Origin of the sequence: Pseudomonas sp. G1002 (assembly GCF_013385455.1) — a bacterium.
Lineage (GTDB): Bacteria > Pseudomonadota > Gammaproteobacteria > Pseudomonadales > Pseudomonadaceae > Aquipseudomonas.
Map to the genome: position 1 here is coordinate 1 of NZ_JACAPY010000028.1, position 22605 is coordinate 22605.

At 61.0% G+C, this 22605-nt stretch carries 23 protein-coding genes and 1 pseudogene; 15 read left to right on the forward strand and 9 right to left on the reverse strand.

The annotated features are described in order from the left end of the window. Positions 1-270: 270 nt before the first annotated feature. Both HX801_RS17835 and HX801_RS17840 read right to left on the reverse strand, forming a co-directional pair. Positions 271-1764, reverse strand: coding sequence for a CoA-acylating methylmalonate-semialdehyde dehydrogenase (locus HX801_RS17835; protein WP_003211182.1), 1494 nt, complete (start codon positions 1762-1764; stop codon positions 271-273). A 39-nt stretch (positions 1765-1803) separates the two neighbouring features. After that, on the reverse strand, positions 1804-3153 hold the full coding sequence (locus tag HX801_RS17840; protein ID WP_008430786.1) for an aspartate aminotransferase family protein: 1350 nt from the start codon (positions 3151-3153) through the stop codon (positions 1804-1806). A gap of 125 nt (positions 3154-3278) precedes the next feature. Here HX801_RS17840 and HX801_RS17845 point away from each other — a divergent pair, with 125 nt between their 5' ends. From HX801_RS17845 to HX801_RS17860, 4 genes are all read left to right on the forward strand, one after another. Beyond that, entirely contained in the window at positions 3279-4199 is a 921-nt protein-coding gene (locus HX801_RS17845) for a LysR family transcriptional regulator (RefSeq protein WP_087693467.1), read from the forward strand. Positions 4200-4285: 86 nt separating this feature from the next. Then, positions 4286-5680, forward strand: a complete 1395-nt coding sequence (locus HX801_RS17850) for a uracil-xanthine permease family protein (RefSeq protein ID WP_003211176.1) — start codon at positions 4286-4288, stop codon at positions 5678-5680. 87 nt (positions 5681-5767) lie between these two features. Further along, positions 5768-6427, forward strand: coding sequence for a TetR/AcrR family transcriptional regulator (locus HX801_RS17855; RefSeq protein WP_003211175.1), 660 nt, complete (start codon positions 5768-5770; stop codon positions 6425-6427). Positions 6428-6439: 12 nt separating this feature from the next. Next, complete coding sequence (locus HX801_RS17860; protein ID WP_102368022.1) at positions 6440-7021, forward strand: YigZ family protein; 582 nt, start codon at positions 6440-6442, stop codon at positions 7019-7021. Between the two features lie 302 nt (positions 7022-7323). Here HX801_RS17860 and HX801_RS17865 read toward each other — a convergent pair whose 3' ends face one another. Then, on the reverse strand, positions 7324-7716 hold the full coding sequence (locus HX801_RS17865; protein ID WP_003211172.1) for a hypothetical protein: 393 nt from the start codon (positions 7714-7716) through the stop codon (positions 7324-7326). 83 nt (positions 7717-7799) lie between these two features. On the opposite strand from HX801_RS17865, the gene HX801_RS17870 reads away from it, so the two are divergent. The 3 genes from HX801_RS17870 to HX801_RS17880 all read left to right on the forward strand — a co-directional run bounded on the left by HX801_RS17870 (position 7800) and on the right by HX801_RS17880 (position 10368). Beyond that, positions 7800-8150 carry a MerR family transcriptional regulator gene (locus tag HX801_RS17870; protein WP_003211171.1) on the forward strand — a complete coding sequence of 117 codons (351 nt, stop codon included), beginning with the start codon at positions 7800-7802 and terminating at the stop codon, positions 8148-8150. 26 nt (positions 8151-8176) lie between these two features. Beyond that, positions 8177-8863, forward strand: coding sequence for an SDR family oxidoreductase (locus HX801_RS17875; protein WP_102605232.1), 687 nt, complete (start codon positions 8177-8179; stop codon positions 8861-8863). 146 nt (positions 8864-9009) lie between these two features. Then, positions 9010-10368 (forward strand): 8-oxoguanine deaminase, encoded by a 1359-nt coding sequence (locus HX801_RS17880; RefSeq protein WP_102605231.1) that lies wholly within the window; start codon positions 9010-9012, stop codon positions 10366-10368. 155 nt (positions 10369-10523) lie between these two features. Here the strand turns inward: HX801_RS17880 and HX801_RS17885 are convergent, their stop codons facing one another. Further along, positions 10524-11612, reverse strand: coding sequence for a calcium:proton antiporter (locus HX801_RS17885; protein ID WP_003211166.1), 1089 nt, complete (start codon positions 11610-11612; stop codon positions 10524-10526). Positions 11613-11806: 194 nt separating this feature from the next. Here HX801_RS17885 and HX801_RS17890 point away from each other — a divergent pair, with 194 nt between their 5' ends. Continuing rightward, positions 11807-12760 carry an adenosine deaminase gene (locus HX801_RS17890; protein ID WP_008430770.1) on the forward strand — a complete coding sequence of 318 codons (954 nt, stop codon included), beginning with the start codon at positions 11807-11809 and terminating at the stop codon, positions 12758-12760. Here HX801_RS17890 and HX801_RS17895 read toward each other — a convergent pair. Together HX801_RS17895 and HX801_RS17900 are read right to left on the reverse strand one after the other, a co-directional pair. Next, positions 12757-13449 (reverse strand): helix-turn-helix transcriptional regulator, encoded by a 693-nt coding sequence (locus HX801_RS17895; RefSeq protein WP_087693474.1) that lies wholly within the window; start codon positions 13447-13449, stop codon positions 12757-12759. The genes HX801_RS17890 and HX801_RS17895 overlap by 4 nt on opposite strands. 138 nt (positions 13450-13587) lie before the next feature. Beyond that, positions 13588-14517, reverse strand: a complete 930-nt coding sequence (locus HX801_RS17900) for a LysR family transcriptional regulator (RefSeq protein ID WP_087693475.1) — start codon at positions 14515-14517, stop codon at positions 13588-13590. A 117-nt stretch (positions 14518-14634) separates the two neighbouring features. Here HX801_RS17900 and HX801_RS17905 point away from each other — a divergent pair, with 117 nt between their 5' ends. The 3 genes from HX801_RS17905 (at position 14635) to HX801_RS17915 (ending at position 16294) form a co-directional block, all read left to right on the forward strand. Beyond that, positions 14635-14928: a putative quinol monooxygenase gene (locus HX801_RS17905; protein WP_177022453.1), complete on the forward strand. Its 294-nt coding sequence runs from the start codon at positions 14635-14637 to the stop codon at positions 14926-14928. Positions 14929-14955: 27 nt separating this feature from the next. Further along, on the forward strand, positions 14956-15969 hold the full coding sequence (locus HX801_RS17910) for a zinc-binding alcohol dehydrogenase family protein (RefSeq protein WP_177022454.1): 1014 nt from the start codon (positions 14956-14958) through the stop codon (positions 15967-15969). 145 nt (positions 15970-16114) lie between these two features. Further along, positions 16115-16294, forward strand: a complete 180-nt coding sequence (locus HX801_RS17915; RefSeq protein ID WP_003211153.1) for a hypothetical protein — start codon at positions 16115-16117, stop codon at positions 16292-16294. 6 nt (positions 16295-16300) lie between these two features. Here the strand turns inward: HX801_RS17915 and HX801_RS17920 are convergent, their stop codons facing one another. Continuing rightward, positions 16301-17494, reverse strand: a complete 1194-nt coding sequence (locus tag HX801_RS17920) for a multidrug effflux MFS transporter (protein ID WP_087693476.1) — start codon at positions 17492-17494, stop codon at positions 16301-16303. An 87-nt stretch (positions 17495-17581) separates the two neighbouring features. Then, complete coding sequence (locus tag HX801_RS17925; protein WP_003211150.1) at positions 17582-17782, reverse strand: heavy-metal-associated domain-containing protein; 201 nt, start codon at positions 17780-17782, stop codon at positions 17582-17584. A gap of 147 nt (positions 17783-17929) precedes the next feature. Here HX801_RS17925 and HX801_RS17930 point away from each other — a divergent pair, with 147 nt between their 5' ends. The 4 genes and pseudogenes from HX801_RS17930 to HX801_RS17945 form a co-directional block, all read left to right on the forward strand. After that, the gene (locus HX801_RS17930) at positions 17930-18310 is read left to right on the forward strand and encodes a hypothetical protein (protein WP_003211148.1); all 381 of its coding nucleotides are present in this window, start codon (positions 17930-17932) and stop codon (positions 18308-18310) included. 76 nt (positions 18311-18386) lie between these two features. Further along, a complete protein-coding gene (locus HX801_RS17935; protein WP_177022455.1) occupies positions 18387-20588 on the forward strand; it encodes a cation-translocating P-type ATPase in 2202 nt (733 codons plus the stop codon). Further along, positions 20585-20986 (forward strand): Cu(I)-responsive transcriptional regulator, encoded by a 402-nt coding sequence (gene cueR, locus HX801_RS17940; RefSeq protein ID WP_008430758.1) that lies wholly within the window; start codon positions 20585-20587, stop codon positions 20984-20986. The genes HX801_RS17935 and cueR overlap by 4 nt, the downstream gene beginning before the upstream one ends. A 213-nt stretch (positions 20987-21199) precedes the next feature. After that, a pseudogene (locus tag HX801_RS17945) lies at positions 21200-21409 on the forward strand (MerR family DNA-binding protein); the annotation flags it as partial. Positions 21410-21554: 145 nt separating this feature from the next. On the opposite strand, the gene HX801_RS17950 reads toward HX801_RS17945, so the two are convergent. Further along, entirely contained in the window at positions 21555-22454 is a 900-nt protein-coding gene (locus HX801_RS17950) for a PA4780 family RIO1-like protein kinase (RefSeq protein WP_008438985.1), read from the reverse strand. Positions 22455-22605: the final 151 nt, after the last annotated feature.

A 22605-nucleotide genomic window follows, 5' to 3' on the forward strand; every position in this document is an offset into this window, starting at 1 on the left:
ACCGAGAAGATCGAAACGTTAATAGGGCCAAACAACACTGCCTTACTAACTCCTTCTGGGCTTCGATGATCTGAAGCTACTCGCTGTCGAAACCTACATAACTCTTTGTTTATCAAGGAGTTTTCCGTTTCGACTGCGCCGGAAGTGGGGCGAATTATAGACTTCCAGAATCTGCCGTCAACACCTTTTTTCACAATACTGTCATATCGGTCAAAAATGCCCTGAAAAGCAAAGGCCGGCCCCAAGGGGCCGGCCTTCTACTTACCGAACCTACAAGCTAGGAAAGGCAAACTGCGACGCCTCATGACTGGCCCGTTGCGGCCAGCGCTGGGTAATCGCCTTGCGACGCGTATAGAACCGCACCCCATCCGGCCCATAGGCATGCAAGTCGCCAAACAGCGAGCGCTTCCAGCCACCAAAGCTGTGATAAGCCACCGGCACCGGCAACGGCACGTTGACGCCAACCATACCCACTTCAATCTCGTCACAGAACAACCGCGCCGCCTCACCGTCACGGGTGAAGATACAGGTGCCGTTGCCGTACTCGTGATCGTTGATCAACTGCATGGCCGCTTCCAGGCTGTTCACCCGAACCACACACAGCACCGGCCCGAAGATCTCTTCTTTATAGATGCGCATCTGCGGGGTCACGCGGTCGAACAAACTGCCCCCCAGGAAGAAGCCATCTTCATTACCGGCAATACTCAGGCCACGACCATCGACGACCAACTCAGCACCCGAAGAAACGCCGTCCTCTATATAGCCACTGACTTTATCGCGCGCCTGGCCAGTGACCAGCGGCCCCATGTCCAATCCACACGTGGTGCCCGCACCAATCTTCAGCGCCTTGATCTGCGGCACCAGCTTGGCGACCAATGCGTCAGCCACCTGGTCGCCGACACACACGGCAACAGAGATCGCCATGCAACGCTCACCGCAAGAACCATACGCCGCGCCCATCAAGGCACTGACAGCGTTATCGAGATCCGCATCCGGCATCAGCACCGCATGGTTCTTCGCCCCGCCCAACGCCTGTACACGCTTGCCGCGCTTGGTGGCTTCGGAATAGATGTACTCGGCGATCGGCGTCGAGCCGACAAAGCTCAACGCCTTGACTTCCGGCGCTTCGATCAACGCATCCACCGCGCCTTTATCGCCATGCACCACACTCAGCACGCCTTTAGGCAAGCCAGCTTCCTGCAACAGTTGTGCAATCAGCAGCGTCGAGCTTGGATCACGCTCCGACGGCTTGAGGATGAAGCAGTTACCGCAGACGATCGCCAGCGGATACATCCACAACGGCACCATCGCCGGGAAGTTGAACGGCGTAATACCGGCCACCACACCCAACGGCTGGAAGTCAGACCAGGCATCGATATTCGGGCCAACGTTACGGCTGTACTCGCCCTTGAGGATTTCCGGTGCCGAGCACGCGTACTCCACGTTCTCGATCCCGCGCTTGAGTTCACCAGCCGCATCTTCCAGGGTCTTGCCATGCTCTTCGCTGATCAGCTGGGAGATACGCGCTTCGTTCTGCTCAAGCAATTGCTTGAAACGAAACATCACCTGGGCACGCTTGGCCGGTGGCGTATTACGCCAGGCTGGGAAAGCCGCCTTGGCCGAATCGATGGCGCTTTGAATGGTTTCACGGCTGGCCAACGGCACCTGGTGAATCACCTGGCCAGTCGACGGGTTGTACACGTCGGCAGTGCGACCGTTTTCGGTGACCAATTGGCCGTTGATCAAATGCTGGATGAGGCTCATGCAGGGCTCCTGAAAAGTTGTTCTATATAGAAGGAGGAATCAGTCGATCTTGTTCAGCACTTCGCCGACCGCATCGAACAAGCGATCCAGGTCCTGCGGCTTGCTGTTGAAGGTTGGGCCGAACTGCAGGGTGTCGCCGCCAAAGCGCACGTAGAAGCCGGCTTTCCACAAGGCCATGCCCGCTTCGAACGGACGCACGATGGCATCACCATCACGCGGGGCAATCTGGATCGCACCGGCCAGGCCATAGTTACGAATGTCGATCACGTTCTTGCTGCCCTTCAGGCCGTGCAGCGCATTCTCGAAATGCGGTGCGACTTCGGCCACGCTCTGCACCAGGTTTTCCTTCTGCAGCAGGTCGAGTGCCGCCAAGCCAGCCGCGCAGGCAACCGGGTGGGCCGAGTAGGTGTAGCCGTGCGGGAATTCCACCGCGTACTCAGGCGTCGCCTGATTCATGAACGTCTGATAAATCTCGGTGCTGGCAATCACCGCGCCCATCGGGATCGCGCCGTTGGTGACTTGCTTGGCAATGCACATCAGGTCCGGGGTCACACCGAAGCTGTCAGCACCAAACATCGAACCGGTACGACCGAAGCCGGTGATCACTTCATCGAACACCAACAGGATGTTGTGCTGATCGCAGATCTCACGCAGACGCTTCAGGTAACCCTGCGGCGGAACCAGCACGCCGGCAGAGCCCGCCATCGGTTCAACAAACACCGCAGCGATGTTCGACGCATCGTGCAACTCGATCAGCTTGAGCAGCTCGTCCGCCAAGGCAATCCCGCCCAGCTCCGGCATGCCACGGGAGAACGCATTGCTCGCCAACAGGGTGTGAGGCAGATGGTCAACATCCATCAGCCCCTGACCAAAAATCTTACGGTTACCGTTCACGCCGCCCAGGCTGGTACCGGCGATGTTCACGCCGTGATAACCACGGGCACGGCCGATCATCTTGGTCTTGGTCGCCTGGCCTTTCAGGCGCCAGTACGCACGCACCATCTTCACCGCGGTATCGGCACACTCGGAGCCGGAGTCGGTGAAGAACACATGGTTCAGGTTACCCGGGGTCAGGTCGGTAATCTTTTCTGCCAGCTGGAACGACAACGGATGACCGTATTGGAAGCCCGGCGAGTAGTCCAACGTACCCAGTTGCTTGGAGACCGCTTCCTGGATTTCCTTGCGAGTGTGCCCGGCGCCGCAGGTCCACAGACCCGACAGCGAGTCATACACCTTGCGCCCCTTGTCATCGGTCAACCAGCTGCCTTCGGCCGCCACGATCAGGCGCGGGTCACGATGGAAGTTACGGTTGGCGGTGTACGGCATCCAGTGCGCGTCCAGCTTCAGTTGGCTGGCCAGGGTGGACGGAGCGTTTTCGGGCATGTTCATGAGCAAAACCTCGCAAGGCAAAAGGCAGCGTCGGGATTGAAAAGCGTTGTTGCAGCTAAATTGCCACGGGGATAAAGTCGGTGAAATCCAACTCTTCTAACCTTCAGTCAGGCCTTCACTAAACTATGAGCAGCCGTCGACCCGACCCTCTGGCCCAAGTCAGCGACTTCGATATCCGACTGTTGCGCATCTTTCGCAGCGTGGTGGAGTGCGGTGGCTTCTCGGCGGCGGAAACCGTACTGGGGATTGGCCGCTCGGCCATCAGCCAGCAAATGAGTGATCTTGAACAGCGCCTTGGCCTGCGCCTGTGCCAACGCGGGCGGGCGGGGTTTTCCCTGACCGAGGAGGGACGCGAGGTGTACCAGTCGGCGTTGCAGCTGCTCAGCGCCCTGGAAAGTTTTCGCACCGAGGTCAACGGCCTGCACCAACACTTGCGCGGCGAACTGATCATCGGCCTGACCGACAACCTGGTCACCCTGCCCCACATGCGTATCACCCACGCCCTGGCACAGTTGAAGGAACGCGGCCCGGACGTACAGATCCAGATCCGCATGATCGCCCCCAATGAAGTCGAACAAGGGGTGCTCGACGGCCGCCTGCATGTCGGCGTAGTCCCCCAGGCCAGCGCCTTGTCGGGACTTGAATACCAGCCGCTGTACAGCGAACGCTCGCTGCTCTATTGCGCAGTGGGCCACCCGCTGTTTTACGCCGACGACAAGCAACTGGACGACGACCGCGTCAACAGCCAGGACGCCATCGCCCCGACCTTCCGCCTGCCCGCGGATATCCAGGCGCACTACCAGGCACTCAATTGCACCGCCAGTGCCTCGGACCGCGAGGGCATGGCCTTCCTGATCCTGACCGGCCGCTACATCGGCTACCTGCCCGACCACTACGCCAGCCTGTGGGTACAACAAGGCCGACTGCGCGCGCTGAAACCGGCTACACGTTTTTACGATTTGAGCCTCGCTTCGGTCACGCGCAAGGGCCGTCGCCCTCATTTGGTGCTGGAAAGTTTTCTCGAAAGTCTGGCCGCAACGCGCTAACACGGGCCTTACAGAAAAACCTGAGCAGCTGGACAGCTTTTTGCAAGACAAGGGGATCTCGAACCGTCAGCCATGAGTTCCCCGCCATGCCGCCAGAATCCAACACCCCCAGCGACCTGATCTACGGCCTCAACGATCGGCCCAAACCTTTGCCTGCATTGCTTGCCGCGTTGCAGCATGTGTTGGCTGCCTTCGTCGGCATCATCACCCCGCCGCTGATCATCGGCTCTACCCTGGGCCTGACCGCCCACCTGCCCTACCTGATCAGCATGGCATTGATGGTTTCCGGTGTGGGCACCTTCATCCAGGCGCGCAGGCCGTTTGGCATTGGCGCCGGGATGATCTGCCTGCAGGGCACCAGCTTCGCGTTTCTCGGCGCCGTATTGTCGGCCGGGTTTCTGGTCAAGCAACGCGGCGGCAGCCCGGAAGACATCCTGGCGATGATTTTCGGTATCTGCTTCTTTGGCGCCGCAGTGCAGGTCGTGTTGAGCCGTTTCATCGGTCAGCTCAAAAGGGTAATCACGCCGCTGGTGACCGGCATCGTCATCACACTGATCGGCATCAGCCTGATCAAGGTCGGCATCACTGACCTTGGAGGCGGCTTCAATGCCCCGGACTTCGGCGCGCCAACCAACCTGGCACTCGGCCTGTTCGTGGTACTGACCATCATCCTGCTCAACCGCTCGAACACGCCATGGGTACGGCTCTCCGCCATCATCATCGGCCTCGCACTGGGCAGCCTCGCCGCCTGGTTCAGCGGCAAGTTGGTGCCCCAAGCCTTGCCTGACTTGCCATTGATCAGCCTGCCTACACCGTTCCACTTCGGTTTCAACTTCGATTGGAGCGCTTTCCTGCCGGTAGCACTGATTTATCTGATCAGCACCATCGAAACCGTCGGCGACCTCACTGCCAATTGCATGATCGCCCGCCAGCCCATCAGCGGCCCTTCCTATATAAGCCGACTCAAGGGTGGCGTACTGGGAGATGGCATCAGTTGCATGATCGCAGCCACCTTCAGTGCCTTTCCCAACACCACATTCGCCCAGAACAACGGCGTGATCCAGCTGACCGGCGTGGCCAGCCGTTACGTCGGCTTGTACATCGGCGCGGTACTGTTTTGCCTCGGGCTGTTTCCGTTGATTGGTGCGGTGCTGCAGCAAATCCCCAAGCCGGTGCTGGGCGGCGCAACCCTGGTGATGTTCGGCAGCGTAGCGGCGGCCGGCGTGCGCATTCTCGCCCAGGCCCCGCTGGATCGACGCAGCATGCTGATCATCGCCACCTCGTTCGGCGTCGGCCTGGGGATCGCGGCGCAACCGAACCTGCTGCACCTGATGCCAACCCTGGTGCAGAACCTGTTCGACTCGGCCATCACCAGCGGCGGCCTGACCGCCATCGTATTGTGCCTGCTGCTACCTGAAGCCAAGGCTCCCGTGGATGCCGCGAACCGGACCCTGGAAAGCGACACTCTGGAGCCGCTTTAAGGGTTTTATCGTATCGGGACTTGTCTGGGGCTTGAGGGTGGGTTATCTGTGCACACGTCGCCTTCATCGATCTGCACGGAAACCTCCATGAGCCTCGAAGTTCCTGCCCACAGCAACCACGCCGGAAAACCTGCAAGCCGCATTCGCCAAAAGAACGAACAAGCGATTTTGCAGGCCGCCGAAGACGAGTTCGCCCGTCATGGCTACAAAGGCACCAGCATGAACACCATCGCGGCGAGTGCCGGGTTGCCGAAAGCCAACTTGCACTACTACTTCACCAACAAGCTGGGCCTGTACATCGCGGTGCTCAGCAACATCCTCGAATTGTGGGACAGCACCTTCAACACCCTGACCGCCGAGGATGACCCGGCGGCCGCCCTGACCCGCTATATCCGCACCAAGATGGAATTCTCCCGGCGCCAGCCACAAGCCTCGCGGATCTTCGCGATGGAGATCATCAGCGGCGGTGAGTGCCTGACCGAATATTTCAGCCAGGACTACCGCGCCTGGTTCAGCGGCCGTGCGGCGGTATTCCAGGCCTGGATCGACGCCGGCAAGATGGACCCTATCGACCCGGTGCACCTGATCTTCCTGCTGTGGGGCAGCACCCAGCATTACGCCGACTTTGCCACCCAGATCTGCCGCGTGACCGGGCGCACCAAGCTGACCAAGCAGGACATGGAAGACGCCGGCACCAACCTTATCCACATCATTCTCAAAGGCTGTGGCATCAAGCCGGCCCTCTAAACGAAGTTACCCATGCCTTTCACGCTTACCGGCCTTTGCGAGTTTCGCGAAGAAATTCGCAAAAGCCGCTTCATTACCCTCGCCGCCCCGATCAGCAGCCCCCAGGACGCCCAGGCCTTCATCGACCAGCACAGCGACCTGAACGCCACGCACAACTGCTGGGCCTGGAAACTCGGCGATCAATACCGCAGCAACGACGACGGCGAACCCGGCGGCACGGCCGGGCGCCCGATCCTGGCCGCGATCGAAGCGCAGGATTGCGACCAGGTCGTGGTGCTGGTGATCCGCTGGTACGGCGGCATCCAACTGGGCACCGGCGGCCTGGCCCGCGCCTATGGCGGCGGCGCGAACAAATGCCTGCAAGCCGCCGAACGCGTCGAGCTGATCAAACGGGTGCCGCTGAGTTGCTCCTGTGGTTTTGCCGAGCTGCAGTTGGTGAAGCTGCGAGTGGCCGAACTGGGTGGGCTGGTGATGGAAGAAACCTTCACCGCCAATGGCGTCGACCTGCAGTTGGCCCTCGGCGAGGCACATATCGACACCCTGCAAGCGCAGCTCGCCGACCTGAGTCGCGGGCGCATTCTGCTGGAGCGCTGAAACTGCCCACATCTACTGTGCACCTGCCTGTGGATAACCTGAGCACACTCGCCTGTAACCCTTCTGTCATCAGGGTTTCAGGCGGTTGTACAGTTTTTGTTCAAGGCACTGCACGAAAGTATTAATCCAGCTCAAAAACAGTCAGTTAGGCGGGTTATGTCCTTTAGAACAAAGGGCCACAGCGCTTATATCCACCGGTCACGCTTGCGCACAATTACTGTGGAGCAACCTGTGGATAACCCGTGCAAGAGTGACCCCGCAGCAGAGCCTGCAACGTTCCGGCACAACTGAGCATTTTTTGATCAACTTGCTACTCGGCGCACCGGTATCAACTGAGCCACCGCCCACAGCACTTCAAACACCACGACAATCACCAATACAGTACTGGCACCATGGGCCAGCGCGTAAATCTGCCAGGTGGCAAACAGCACTCGGCCGGCGGCGTCGTAGCGGCCAAAGATCGCTTGTGGGTCGCGGATTCGCAGCACCGACCACACGCAGACAATCGAGCCCATCAGGTTCGCCATCAACATATGCACTGGCGCGAACGGCGGCAGCTCGCCGGGCAGGTTCAACGCCACCAGGGCGTTATGCAGCAGGACAAACGTCCAGGGTGTGACCAGTGCGGCGGTGACAATCAGGTCGTACCAACCGCTGGCCCGAACCAGTCGACGGTATTGGTGTGCAGTCCACATAGCCGTAAGCTCCTTAAATTCAAGAAGCCAGCAGGCTAAAGCCTGGAGTATGCTCCAGGGTCAAGCCCCCTTGAGCCCTCTACATGCGTATCGGCGAATTAGCCCAGGCCAGCCAGGTCAGTCGCGACACCCTGCGTTTCTACGAGCAACGCGGGCTGATTGCCGCGCAACGCAGTGCCAACGGTTACCGTGACTACCCCGCCGACATGGTGCAACTGGTGCTGTACATCAAGACCGCCCAGCGCCTGGGCTTCAGCCTGGGTGAAATCGGCAACAGCGTCGGCGCATTATGGCAAGCTCCAGACCCCGACAGCGCCGTGACCCAGCTCCTGCAAGACAAGCTCAACCTGATCGAAACCCGCATCGCCGAACTCGACCAACTGCGCCAGGAGTTGCAGCAAAGGCTCGGCCAGCGTTGTCCACTGAACCCGTGAACCTCCACCGTCAAAGGAAGCCATTCATGTCCACTTCAAAAACCGCACTGATTATCGGCGCCTCCCGGGGCCTGGGCCTTGGCCTGGCCAAGCAACTGCTGACGGACGGCTGGGAGGTGACCGCCACCGTGCGCGACCCGCAAAAGGCCGATGCCTTGAAGGCCTTGGGCGAGGTGCAAATCGAAAAGCTCGACATGGATGACCAGCAGGCGGTAATCGCCCTCAGCCAGCGCCTCAAGGAAAAAACCTTCGACCTGCTGTTCGTCAACGCAGGTGTCAAAGGCCCGGCCAACCAGGAACCGGGCCACGCCACCCTGGCGGAAGTCGGCCAACTGTTTTTCACCAACGCCGTGGCGCCGATCAACCTGGCCCAGCGTTTTGTCGGGCAGATCCGCCCAGGCACCGGCGTGCTGGCCTTCATGAGTTCGATCCTGGGCAGTGTCACCATTCCCGACGGCTCGGACCTGGCGCTGTACAAGGCCAGCAAGGCCGCCCTCAACTCCATGACCAACAGCTTCGTCACCCAATTGGGCGATCAGAAACTGACCGTGCTGTCGTTGCACCCGGGCTGGGTGAAAACCGACATGGGTGGCGAAAACGCCCACATCGACGTGCCCACCAGCGTGCGCGGCCTGGTTGACCAGGTGAATGCCTACACCGGCAAGGGCGGCCATCACTTTGTGGACTACAAGGGCGACACCATCGCCTGGTAAAAAAACCGGGATCGTTATCGGCCGATTGCCGTCGATAACGATCCACACGTAAACTGCGCACCTCGCCCTCCCCGGCGACCCTGGATCAGCAGACAGGGCAACACTGAGCTGGCAAACCTGAACCCATCATTCAGAGGAGCCGGCCAATGCCTGCGACCCGTATCTGGTTAAAAAACCCCCTCGCGATTTTCACTGCCAATGGCCTCGACGCCCGTGGCGGCCTGGTGCTGCAAGACGGTGTGATCACCGAAGTGCTGGGCTGGGGCCAAGAACCCTCCGTGCCCTGTGGGCAAGTCTTTGATGCCCGCGAGCATGTGGTGCTTCCGGGGCTGATCAACACCCACCATCACTTCTATCAAACCCTGACCCGCGCCTGGGCGCCGGTGGTCAACCAGCCGCTGTTTCCCTGGCTGAAAACCCTGTATCCGGTCTGGGCCCGACTCACCCCGGAAAAACTCGCGCTGGCGAGCAAAGTGGCCCTGGCCGAACTGCTGCTCTCGGGCTGCACCACGGCGGCAGACCACCACTACCTGTTCCCGGACGGCCTGGAACAGGCGATCGACGTGCAGGTCGACAGCGTGCGCGAACTGGGAATGCGCGCCATGCTCACGCGCGGCTCCATGAGCCTGGGCGAGGCCGACGGCGGGCTGCCACCGCAACAAACCGTGCAGCAAGGCGAAGTGATTCTGGAAGACAGCCGCCGCCTGATCCGCCAGTACCACGAGCGCGGTGACGGCGCACAAATCCAGATCGCCCTGGCGCCCTGCTCGCCGTTTTCCGTTACCCCGGAAATCATGGAAGCCAGCGCCGAGCTGGCCAACAACCTCGACGTGCGCCTGCATACCCACCTGGCGGAAACCCTCGACGAAGAAGACTTCTGCCTGCAGCGTTTCGGCCTGCGCACCGTGGATTACCTCGACAGCGTCGGCTGGCTAGGCCCGCGCACGTGGCTGGCCCACGGGATTCACTTCAACCCGGAAGAAATCGCACGCCTCGGAGCTGCCGGTACCGGCATCTGCCATTGCCCGAGCTCGAACATGCGCCTGGCTTCCGGGATATGCCCAACGCTGGACCTGCTGGCCGCCGGCGCACCGATTGGCCTGGGGGTGGACGGTTCGGCATCCAATGATGCATCGAACATGATCCTCGAAACGCGCCAGGCCCTGTACATCCAGCGCCTGCGTTACGGGGCAGAGAAGATCACCCCGGAACGGGTGTTGGGTTGGGCGACAAAAGGTTCGGCGCAGTTACTCGGTCGCAGCGACATCGGCGAACTGGCCGTAGGCAAACAGGCCGACCTGGCGTTGTTCAAGCTCGATGAACTGCGCTTCTCCGGCAGCCATGACCCGATCTCGGCGCTGCTGCTGTGTGGCGCCGACCGAGCGGACCGGGTGATGGTCGGCGGCAAATGGCGGGTGATCGACGGGCAGGTCGAGGGCCTGGACCTGAAAGGCTTGATTGCCGATCACAGCCAGGCGGCACGGGAACTGATCAACCGGACTTAACTGAAGAAACACTTTTCAAATGTGGGAGCGGGCTTGCTCGCGAATGCGTTGGGTCAGTCAACATATCTGGCGACTGACACTCCGTATTCGCGAGCAAGCCCGCTCCCACACAAGCCCGGTTTCCACAATTATTTCTGCGGTGTTTTCAGGATTGGTTACAGTCCAAGCAGCGACAGCATGATAAACGTCGCAAACAACACAAAATGGGTCATCCCTTCGATGGCGTTGGTTTCGCCATCGTTGAGGTTGATCGCGCTGACAATCAACGTGATAAACACCATCACGGTCTGCACCGGCGTCATCGCCATCTGAAACGGCTGGCCGGTGTACAAGGCCATGGCTTCCATCACCGGCACGGTCAAAATCACCGTCGACAGAGAAGCCCCCAGCGCGATGTTCACCACCGACTGCATGCGGTTGGCCAGCGCTGCGCGCAACGCCGTCAAAATCTCCGGGGCGGCGGAAATCGCGGCCACGATGATCGCCGTGATCACGGGTGGGGCACCCGTTCCTTCCAGGCCCAGGTCGAGGGTCTTGGACATCACCTCGGCCAACGCGCCAATCACGATCACGCCAAACACCAGCGTCCCGATGGAAAACGCCAGGTTGATCGGCGGCGACTCTTCTTCCGGCTGTTTCTTGCGGCGTTTTTCCGGGTAGCTGTAGCTGAAGAAATAACTGTGGGGCCCCACCTGCATCCGCAGGAACAACGTGTAGAGCACTACCATCGCGCCGATGGTGAAGGCCGAGTAAATTTTCCAGTCGGCCTCGGGGATAAATTCCGGCACCACCATCGACACACCCATGGCGGTAAGGATCATCACGCTGTAGGTGCGCGCCGAATCGTCGTTGTAGGACTGTTCGCCATGCTTGATGCCGCCCATCAGCGCGGCCAGGCCGAGGATGCCGTTGATGTCGAGCATCACCGCCGAATAAATGGTGTCGCGCACCAGGGTCGGCGAGGGCTCGTTGCTCATCATGATCGCCAGGATCACTACTTCCACCAGCACGGCGGCGAGGGTCAGGATCATGGTGCCGTAGGGGTCGCCGACCTTTTCCGCCAGTTGCTCGGCGTGATGGGCCACGCGCATCGAGGCCACGACGATAAAGCCGATCAGCGCTATGCCAGCCAACAGCGCCACCATCTGCCCGCTGTGCAGCATCCAGTGCTCCAGCGGGTAGGCAGCGATGGCGGCAATCAGCGCCAGCAGCATGAATTTTTCTTGCTTGATAGATGTGAGCATTGCAGGCCTTTTGAACGCGGCGAATCCGTCATTGATGGGGTACAGACTGCACCGCGCCGCTAACGTTTCGTTACACCTTAGTTCATGCACTGCTTGCACGGTGCCTGTGGATGCTCACCGCTTGGTCAGGTTTTGCCGATTATTTCGGCGTGCGCCTGTAGAATGCCGCCATTGCACCTGATGAGAATTTATAAATGTACGATTGGCTCAACGCCCTGCCCAAGGCTGAATTGCACCTGCACCTGGAAGGCTCGCTGGAGCCTGAGCTGCTGTTCGCCCTGGCCGAACGCAACAAGATCGCGCTGCCGTGGAACGACGTCGAAACCCTGCGCAAGGCCTACGCCTTCAACAACCTGCAAGAGTTTCTCGACCTCTACTACAAGGGCGCCGATGTACTGCGCACTTCCCAGGATTTCTACGACCTGACCTGGGCCTACCTGCTGCGCTGCAAGGCGCAGAACGTGATCCACACCGAACCGTTCTTCGACCCACAGACCCACACCGACCGTGGCGTACCGTTCGAAGTGGTGCTCAACGGCATTGCCGCCGCCTTGAAAGACGGCGAGCAACAACTGGGCATCACCAGCGGTTTGATCTTGAGCTTCCTGCGCCACTTGAGCGAAGAAGAGGCCGAAAAAACCCTCGACCAGGCACTGCCATTCCGCGATGCGTTTGTTGCCGTGGGCCTGGACAGCTCGGAAATGGGCCACCCACCGAGCAAGTTCCAGCGCGTGTTTGATCGTGCCCGTCACGAAGGTTTCCTGACCGTCGCCCACGCCGGTGAAGAAGGCCCGCCGGAGTACATCTGGGAAGCCATCGACCTGCTGAAGATCCAGCGTATCGACCATGGCGTACGCGCCATTGAAGACGAGCGCCTGATGCAGCGGATCATCGACGAACAGATCCCGCTGACGGTGTGCCCGTTGTCCAACACCAAGCTCTGCGTGTTCGACGACATGTCCCAGCACAACATCCTCGACATGCTTGAGCGTGGGGTGAAAGTGACGGTGAACTCGGACGATCCGGCGTACTTCGGCGGTTATGTCACCGAGAACTTCCATGCGCTGTACACCTCGCTGGGCATGACCCAGGACCAGGCCAAACGCCTGGCGCAAAACAGCCTGGATGCACGGTTGGTCAAGCCTTAATCACCGACCGGTCTGGCGAGCCGGGCAATTTCCAGTTGCCCGGCTTCACTGACCTGCAACGCCTGGGACTCATTGATCACGCTGACCCAGTTCGACTGCAGGCACAACTGCAACAACGCGGCCCCCAATGCACCGCCCAGGTGTGGCTGCTGTTCGCTCCAATCAAAACAATCGCACACGATCGGCTGAGCCAGTGCCTGGGTAAAAATCCCCAGCGCTGCGAGTTTGCGCGCACCTGACGGCGTCACGTCCGTACGCTGTTCCGCGCGCTCGATCCACCCGGCCGCCATCATCCGTTGATACAAACCTGCTGCCAGCTCGCCCCCCAGGTGACCATGGCACAGCCGCGCTCGCCGTAAAGCCGCAGGCGCAGTCAATGACCGCGAATGAATGGGCGTGCTGCGGGCGACACTGGCCATCGTGGTGCAGGCCAATGCATCCACGGCGGCCGCCACATCGGCGGCGGCCACCCGGAAAAAGCGTTTGCCGCTGCGGGCTTCGACACGCAACAGGCCACCGGCCGTCAATCGCGTCAGATGCGCATTCGCCGAGGCCGATGACAGCCCGGCAAGTGCCGCCAACTCATCGGAGGGTTTGGCCGAGCCGTCCATCAATGCCCACACCATCGCGGTGCGTTTCGGGTCGGCCAGCAAGGTGGCGATCTGACTGATGCAAGGTGCCTGTTCCATGTGCTCATTCACTCCCTGTTGAATCATTTGTCTGCTGCGTCTGGCGGAAAAGTATAAGCGTGAAAACGCCGGGTTCCGTGCCGTCTTACAGCGCAACCAAGGACAGAAGCTGAAGGAAATTTCCCGATATCCCCGGGGTTATGGTGTAGAGGCTGATCGCTCCGGCAATTGCGCAGTCAATGTCGCACAACGGGCAACGAGCATTTCTCGCAGAAGATTGATCGGCTTGCTCAGTTGCGCGCGATGGGCACACAACAGATTGAGCGGCGTACGTTCGCCCCGCAGCTCCGGCAGGATCAGCCGCAGGCGCCCCGCCAGCACATCCGAGCTGACATCCAGCCAGGACTTGTAGGCGATACCCACCCCCGCCACCGCCCAGCGTCGCACCACATCGGCATCATCACTGAAGCGGTCACCGGTCACCGTCAGGCCGACATCACGCTTGCCATCGTTAAACCCCCAATGGTCATGCACCCGGCTGCCGAGCATGTACAGCAGGCAATTGTGCTGGGTCAGTTGCTCCAGGTGGCGCGGCTCGCCGTGCCGCGCCAGATAGCTGGGAGCAGCGCAGAGCACGCGGCAGTTGTCCGGGGCGATGGGCAACGCGATCAGGCTGGAGTCTTCGGGTTCGCCGTAGCGCAGGGCGATATCCACCGGCTGGCGGAACAGGTCGGCAATCCGGTCGCCCAACAACAGGCGTACGCTCAGGTCGGGGTATTCGCGCTGGAACTCATCGAGCCAGGGCAACAACTGGTTACGGCCAAAGTCCGACGGCGCCGAGAGTTGAAGCACCCCGCTGACCTGATCCTGGCCGCTGGCCAACAATCGTCGGCCTTCATCCAGGCTGCTCAAGGCGGCCCGGGCGTATTCCAGGAAGCCTTCGCCCTCGGCCGTCAGGCGCAGGCTGCGGGTGGAACGCGCCAACAACCGTGCGCCCAACTGCTGCTCGATGCGCTTCAACGCCGCGCTGGCCACCGCCGCCGACATGTCCATCACCCGTGCTGCCGCCGAAAGGCTGCCCAGGTCTGCCGCACGCACAAACAACTGCAAGTCATCAAAACGCAGCACGCCGACCGCCCATTATCAAAAAAGCATTGAAAGAGACTGCTCTTTTAGCGGGTTTTATCTTCCAGAGAAATAGCCAATCATCTGTCCATCCCGTTCATCACGTGTCTGGAGTCGAATATGTCTGCTGCCTTTAACGTCATCGCCACGCTGATCGCCAAACCCGGCCAACAGGCCACCCTGGAAACCCTGCTGCGCGAGCTGCTGGAACCGACCCGCATCGAAGCCGGCTGCCAGCAGTACGACCTGCACCAGGACCTGCAACACCCCGAGACCTTCTACATGCTCGAACGCTGGAGTGACGACGCCGCGCTGGCCGACCACGACCAGAGCGCGCATATCCAGAATTTCCGCGCCAAGGCTGCCGACGTGCTTGAGCATTTCGAACTCCAGCGCCTGAAGTTTCTTGCCTGATCAACCGACCCCTTTTTGGAATCCATCATGAAAGCCATCGCCTACTACGCCGCACTGCCGATCAACGATCCAAAATCCCTGCAAGACATCGAACTGCCCGAACCGGTCGCCGGCCCCCGCGACCTGCTGGTGGAAGTCAAAGCCATCTCGGTGAACCCGGTGGACACCAAGGTGCGCCAGAACGTCGCCCCGGAAAACGGCGCGGCCAAAGTGCTGGGCTGGGACGTGGCCGGTGTGGTCAAGGCCGTGGGCAGCGAAGTCAGCCTGTTCAAGGTCGGCGACAAGGTGTTCTACGCCGGCTCCCTGGTACGCCCCGGCGGCAACAGCGAACTGCACACTGTCGATGAGCGCATCGTCGGCCATATGCCGAAAACCCTGGATTTTGCCGACGCTGCTGCACTGCCGCTGACCGCCATCACCGCCTGGGAATTGCTCTTCGAACGCCTGCAAGTGCGTGAAGGCAAGGCCGATGAAGGCCAGAGCCTGCTGATTGTCGGTGCTTCGGGTGGTGTGGGATCGATCCTGACCCAGCTGGCGAAACAGCTCACCGGCCTGAAAGTCATCGGCACCGCCTCCCGTCCTGAAACCCAGGCATGGGCCAAGGACCTGGGCGCCGACCTGGTGATCGACCACAGCAAACCGTTGAGTGAAGAGCTGAAAAACGCCGGCCATCCGCAGGTGAACTACGTCGCCAGCCTGACCCAGACCGACCAGCACCTGGACCAACTGGTGGAAGCGCTGATTCCCCAGGGCAAACTGGCGCTGATCGACGATCCAAAGGCATTGGACGTAAGCAAGCTCAAGCGCAAGAGCCTGTCGCTGCATTGGGAGTTCATGTACACCCGCTCGATGTTCGAGACCAGCGACATGATCGAGCAGCACAACCTGCTCAATCGCGTCGCCGAACTGATCGACGCCGGTACTCTGAAAACCACCGTGGGCGAGCACTTTGGCGTGATCAACGCGGCTAACCTGCGCCGCGCCCACGAACTGCTGGAAAGCGGCAAGGCCAAGGGCAAGATCGTGCTGGAAGGGTTCTAACGAAAGGTTCTGTCAGTGTCGTCTGTTATTCATGTGAGTAATGGACGACACCGCTAGTCAGAGACTTGATCCTTGTCATATTTGTGAGCGTATTCGGGTTTATATTGGCCGCCTTTGCCACGCAATTTACGTGAGGAAGTCAGCAATGAAGATCCTGATAAAAGCGCTAGCAAGATCCGAAGGCAACAAATGGCAGGTCCGTCTCGACCAGAACGCCTTTACCTTCCGCAGTGAGGCCGAGGCCCGCGCGTTTGCCGACACCCTGCAAACCCGTATCCAGGCGCCTCACCGATTCCCCGAAAGCCAGCAGCGTTCTGCTGGCTGATCCTGATCAGTCCGCCGCTTGCAGTGCCCGTTGGCGCTGCAGGCGCCGGGTCAGCATCGCGAACGTTACGGCCAATACGCCACACAAGCTGATGACCATTGCCATCGGCATCGCCGTGCCGTCGTGCAGCACGCCGACCAACGACGCTGCGCCTGCGGCCACACCAAACTGAATGCAGCCGAGCAACGCCGATGCGCTGCCCGCCCGAGCGCCCTGCCCGCTCATGGCGCAGGCCGAGGTATTGGGCAAAATGCAGCCCAGGCTGGCGATGCAGATAAACAGCGGTACCAGCAGTGGCCACAAAGCGTCCGTACGCAGCGCAGTAATTGCCAGCAACGACAGACCCGCCGCCAGGTAAACCCACACCGTGCGCGACAGCAAAAATGCCGGGCCACGCGACGCGAGCAAACGCGCATTGACCTGTGCCACCAGGATAAAGCCCGCGGCATTCGAGCCGAATACCCAGCCGTAGTGTTCGGCGGGTACGCCATAGAGCTTGATAAAGACGAAGGGCGAGCCCGCGATGTAGGCAAACATACCGGCAATCGAGATGCCGCCGGTCAAGGCATAGCCCAGGTACACCCGGTCCGACAGCAACCGGCCGTACTGGCGCAGTGCGCCTGACAGCGGCTGGCGCGGTTGATGGGCCGGGAAGCTTTCCGGCAGCCCGACTGCTACCGCAATGGCCGCCATCACACTGAACACCGTCAGCGCCAGGAAGATCGACTGCCAGCCCCACACGCCAACCATCACCCCGCCCGCCAGCGGCGCGAGGATCGGCGCCAGCCCGGTGACCAGCATCAGTTGGGAAAACACCTTGGCCGAGCCCACCGCGTCGCATTTATCGCTGACCACCGCCCGCGAGATCACCATGCCCGCGCAGCCGCCCAGGGCCTGGACGAAACGCGCGCCGATCAGCCATTCCAGGGACGGCGCGTACGCACAGGCGAAGGACGCCAGGGTAAACAGGGTGACGCCGCTGAGCAGCGGCCCGCGCCGGCCAAAACGGTCTGCCAGCGGTCCATAGATCAACTGGCCGATCGCCAGGCCCGTGAAGTACACGGCCAAGGTCAGCTGAATATGTTTTTCGTCGGTGCCGAATGCCACGGCCATGGCCGGGAACCCCGGCAGGTAGAAGTCGATGGCCAACGGCGCGAACGCGCTCAAGGCCCCCAAGATCAGGATTATACGAAGGTTCATCAGGCACCCAGGTGAGTCGGCAGCCCAACAGTCTAGCCGGGCTCGGGTGCCTTGAACATTAAGTTAGCTCGCTAACTATTCAAAAAGTCAGGCGAGCTTGGCGCTGTAGCCTTCTTCACTGATCAGGTTGATCACCTCTGCCGGGGACAGCAGGCTGCTTTCCACGCCGACTTCCTTTGTCGCGAGGTCGACGCGCACGCTGGCCGCCGGGTCCTTATCCTGCACCGCCTGGGTTACCGAGCGGACACAGTGGCCGCAGGTCATTCCTTCAACGCTGAATACTTGCATGACATGACTCCTTTAATGAGGTTGCCCGCAGTGTTGACCTTGCCATGATGGCAAGGTCAAGTTCTGAAAACATCGGCCGGGCTGGCATTCATTCGCGCCCTCGGCCAAGCTGCACTTATCCACGATGTGAACCTCGGAGAATTCGCCATGCGCTGGTCATTTTTTGGCCTTGTCAGCCTGATGGGCTTGTTTGCTGCTGTGCCACCGGCCAGCGCAGATGAAGATTATGCGGTGCTGATCATTTCCCGGGAGCGCCTGGAAGTGCCGACCAACTGCGAGATTGGCTTGTACATCCAGGACCAGTTGGCCGGGCGGCTGTTCCAGGAGCAGGCCACCTCCTTCAACTTGCCGGCCGGGAATGTGTCGTTGCGCCTGAAATTGTTGCCGGGGCAATCCCAGGGTTGCTTGCCGGGCATGCTCGCACCACCGGCGCAAAACATCACGTTGAAGGCGGGTGACGTGCGCAAGTTGCGTATCGCGCAAGGTCCGGACGGCATGTACCTGAAACCGGCCGCACTGGAATACTGAAACATTGATCTAACGCCTTGACCTTCCCCACAGGTCAAGGTTGATCCTAGGGGCAATCTCTCCTGGAGTACTGCCCATGAACGGATCCACCACCTTCGACCTGCCGATCAGCGGCATGACCTGCGCCAGCTGCGCCGGGCGGGTTGAACGGGCACTGGGCAAAGTGCCCGGGGTGCAAAGTGTCAGCGTCAACCTGGCCAACGAACGCGCACACATTGAAGTGCTCGGCCAGATGGACCCCGGCGTCCTGATCGCCGCCGTCGACAAGGCCGGCTACACCGCCACCCTGCCCCAAAGCGAAACCGCCACCCAGGCCAGCCAGGAACAACGCCTGAGCCATGAACGCTGGTCGCTGCTGCTGGCAATCCTGCTCGCCGCGCCGTTGGTGCTGCCGATGCTGGTGCAACCGTTCGGGCTGCACTGGATGCTCCCGGCCTGGGTGCAATTTGCCCTGGCCACCCCGGTGCAATTCATCTTCGGTGCGCGCTTCTATATCGCGGCCTGGAAAGCCGTGCGCGCCGGAGCGGGCAATATGGACCTGCTGGTCGCCATCGGCACCAGCGCCGGTTACGGCCTGAGTATCTATGAATGGCTCACGGCGTCCGCCGGCACAATGCCCCACCTGTATTTCGAAGCCTCGGCGGTGGTGATCGCCCTGGTGCTGCTGGGCAAATATTTGGAAAGCCGCGCCAAGCGCCAGACCGCCAGTGCCATCCGCGCTCTGGAAGCCTTGCGTCCGGAACGGGCGATTCAGGTGATCGACGGCCGCGAGCAGGACGTCGCCATCACCGCCCTCAAGCTGAATGACCTGGTGCTGGTCAAACCCGGCGAACGCTTCCCGGTGGACGGCGAAGTGGTCGAAGGCCAAAGTCACGCCGACGAAGCCTTGATCAGCGGTGAAAGCCTGCCGGTGCCGAAGCAGCCTGGCGACGCAGTCACCGGCGGCGCCATCAACGGCGAAGGCCGGCTGCTGGTGCGTACCCTGGCCCTCGGCGCGGAAAGCGTGCTGGCGCGGATCATCCGCCTGGTGGAGGACGCCCAGGCCGCCAAGGCACCGATCCAGAAACTGGTGGATAAAGTCAGCCAGGTGTTCGTGCCGGTGGTGCTGGTGCTGGCCTTGGCCACGCTGGTCGGCTGGTGGCTGTATGGCGCACCGCTGGAAGTCGCGCTGATCAATGCGGTGACCGTATTGGTGATCGCCTGCCCTTGCGCCCTTGGCCTGGCCACACCTACCGCCATCATGGCCGGTACCGGCGTTGCCGCCCGCCACGGCATCCTGATCAAGGACGCCGAAGCTCTGGAGCGCGCCCATGAAGTCAGCGCCGTGGTGTTCGACAAGACCGGCACCCTGACCTCCGGCGCACCAAAAATTGCGCACCTGGCCGCCATTGACGGCAATCAAGGGGCGCTCCTGCAACAGGCCGGCGCGCTGCAGCGCGGCAGTGAACACCCATTGGCCAAGGCGGTGCTGGATGCCTGTGCCGAACAAGGTTTGAACGTCGCGGATGTCAGCGCCAGCCAGTCCCTTACCGGGCGTGGCATTGCAGGCACCCTAGATGGCCGGCAACTGGCGCTGGGCAACCGTCGCCTGCTGGAAGAAACCGGCTTGAGCACCGGTGATCTCGCCGACTCGGCCAGTGCGTGGGAGGCCGAAGGCCGCACCTTGTCCTGGCTGATCGAGCAAGGCCCGCAGCCCCGCGTGCTGGGTTTGTTTGCCTTCGGTGACACGCTTAAACCGGGCGCCCTGCAGGCGATACAGGCACTCAAGGCTCGGCATATCAGCAGCCACCTGCTGACCGGCGATAACCGTGGCAGCGCCCGCGTGGTCGCCGAAGCCCTGGGCATCGATGACGTGCACGCCGAGGTGTTGCCTGCGGACAAGGCGGCTACCGTCGCCGAGCTGAAAAAGACCGGCGTGGTGGCAATGGTCGGCGACGGCATCAACGACGCACCGGCCCTGGCCGCGGTCGACATCGGCATCGCCATGGGCGGCGGTACCGACGTGGCGATGCACGCGGCAGGTATTACCCTGATGCGCGGCGATCCACGGCTGGTGCCGGCAGCCCTGGAAATCAGCCGCAAGACCTATGCGAAAATTCGACAGAATCTGTTCTGGGCCTTTGTGTATAACTTGATCGGCATTCCGCTGGCGGCGTTCGGCCTGCTCAACCCGGTGATGGCTGGCGCGGCCATGGCCCTGTCCAGTGTCAGCGTGGTGAGCAACGCACTGCTGTTGAAAACCTGGAAACCCAAGGACCTGGAGGACGAGCGTCCATGAACATCGGCCAAGCAGCACGCCAAAGCGGCCTGAGCGCGAAGATGATTCGTTACTACGAATCCATCGGCTTGTTGAAAGCCGCCCATCGCACCGACAGCGGCTACCGCATTTATGGCGCCGATGACTTGCACACCCTGGCGTTTATCAAGCGCTCGCGGGACCTGGGGTTTTCCCTGGAAGAGGTCGGCAAGTTGCTGACGCTGTGGCAGGACCGGGGACGCGCGAGTGCCGACGTCAAGGCGCTGGCCCGCCAGCATATCGATGAGCTGAACCAGAAGATCCTCGAGCTGGGGCAGTTGCGCGATACGTTGCAAGACCTGGTGGAACACTGCCAGGGCGATCATCGGCCGGATTGCCCGATTCTCAAGGAGTTGGCGTCGGGCAGTTGTTGCACCTGAGCAAGTTTAACCAGGCATGCACGGAACCTAATGTGGGAGCGGGCTTGCTCGCGAATGCGGAGTGTCAGTCAATACATCAGTTGACTGAACCAGCGCTTTCGCGAGCAAGCCCGCTCCCACATTTGGATATCCACTCGCCGTTGGATCACTGCATCCAGGGCGGCGGTGGCGGTTCTTCCGACGCTTTGCTCGGTGGCGCATCGTCTGCCGCACGAGTTGCTGACCCTCTGGCAGGACCGGGGCCGTGCGAGTGCCGACCTGAAGGCGCTGGCCCGCAAGCATATCGATGAGCTGAACCAGAAGATCCGCGAGTTGGGGCAATTGCGCGATACGTTGCAGGACCTGGTGGAACACTGCCAGGGCGACCATCGGCCGGATTGCCCGATTCTCAAGGAGTTGGCGTCGGGCAGTTGTTGCACCTGAGCAAGTTTAACCAGGCATGCACGGAACCTAATGTGGGAGCGGGCTTGCTCGCGAATGCGGAGTGTCAGTCAATACATCAGTTGACTGAACCAGCGCTTTCGCGAGCAAGCCCGCTCCCACATTTGGATATCCACTCGCCGTTGGATCACTGCATCCAGGGCGGCGGTGGCGGCTCTTCCGACGCCTTGCTCGGTGGCGCATCGTCTGCCGCGCGAATCGCCTGGCGACGCTCTTCATCGAGCCGCGCCGCTTCGATCTCGCGGATAACACCGCCCACGTCAGCCAGCTCTTCCGGTTCGTCGAACTCGCCGGTCAACACACTGGCCGGGTGCAGAGTGCCGGCTTCATACAGCGCCCACATCTCCTTGGCGTACTTGGTCTTCTTCAATTCCGGGGCAAAGCGCCCGAAGTAGGAAGCCATGTTGCCCACATCCCGTTCCAGCATGCTGAACGCGTGGTTGTTGCCCGCTGCATCCACCGCCTGAGGCAGGTCGATGATCACCGGGCCCGTCGGCGTCAGCAGCACGTTGAACTCGGAAAGGTCACCGTGCACCAGGCCGGTACACAACATCAGCACGATCTGGGTAATCAGGAAGGCGTGGTATTCGCGGGCCTGGTCCGGCTCCAGCGTCACGTCGTTCAAACGTGGCGCCGCGTCGCCGTATTCATCGGCCACCAGCTCCATCAGCAGCACGCCTTCGAGGAAGTCGTACGGCTTGGGCACGCGAACACCCGCACCGGCCAGGCGAAACAGCGCCGCTACCTCAGCGTTCTGCCAGGCGTCTTCGGTTTCTTTCTTGCCGAACTTGGAGCCCTTGGCCATGGCCCGGGCCTGACGGCTGTTGCGGACCTTGCGGCCTTCCTGGTATTCGGACGCCTGACGAAAACTTCGTTTATTCGCCTCCTTGTAGACCTTGGCGCAACGTAACTCGTTGCCGCAGCGCACCACGTAAACAGCTGCTTCTTTACCACTCATGAGTGGGCGCAGCACCTCGTCGACCAGACCGTCCTCGATCAGGGGTTCAATGCGTTTAGGAGTCTTCATCAGCTTTTATTGTGGGTCCTTTATTACCAAACACGCGTATGGCACTCGTTATACGGCAATCCTCTCGCCGCGGGGAGAGGGTACCGACCTTTGACCGCTTAAGAATGCATCCAATATGCCAAATTGACCGGCGGCCCGATCATAGCCGAGA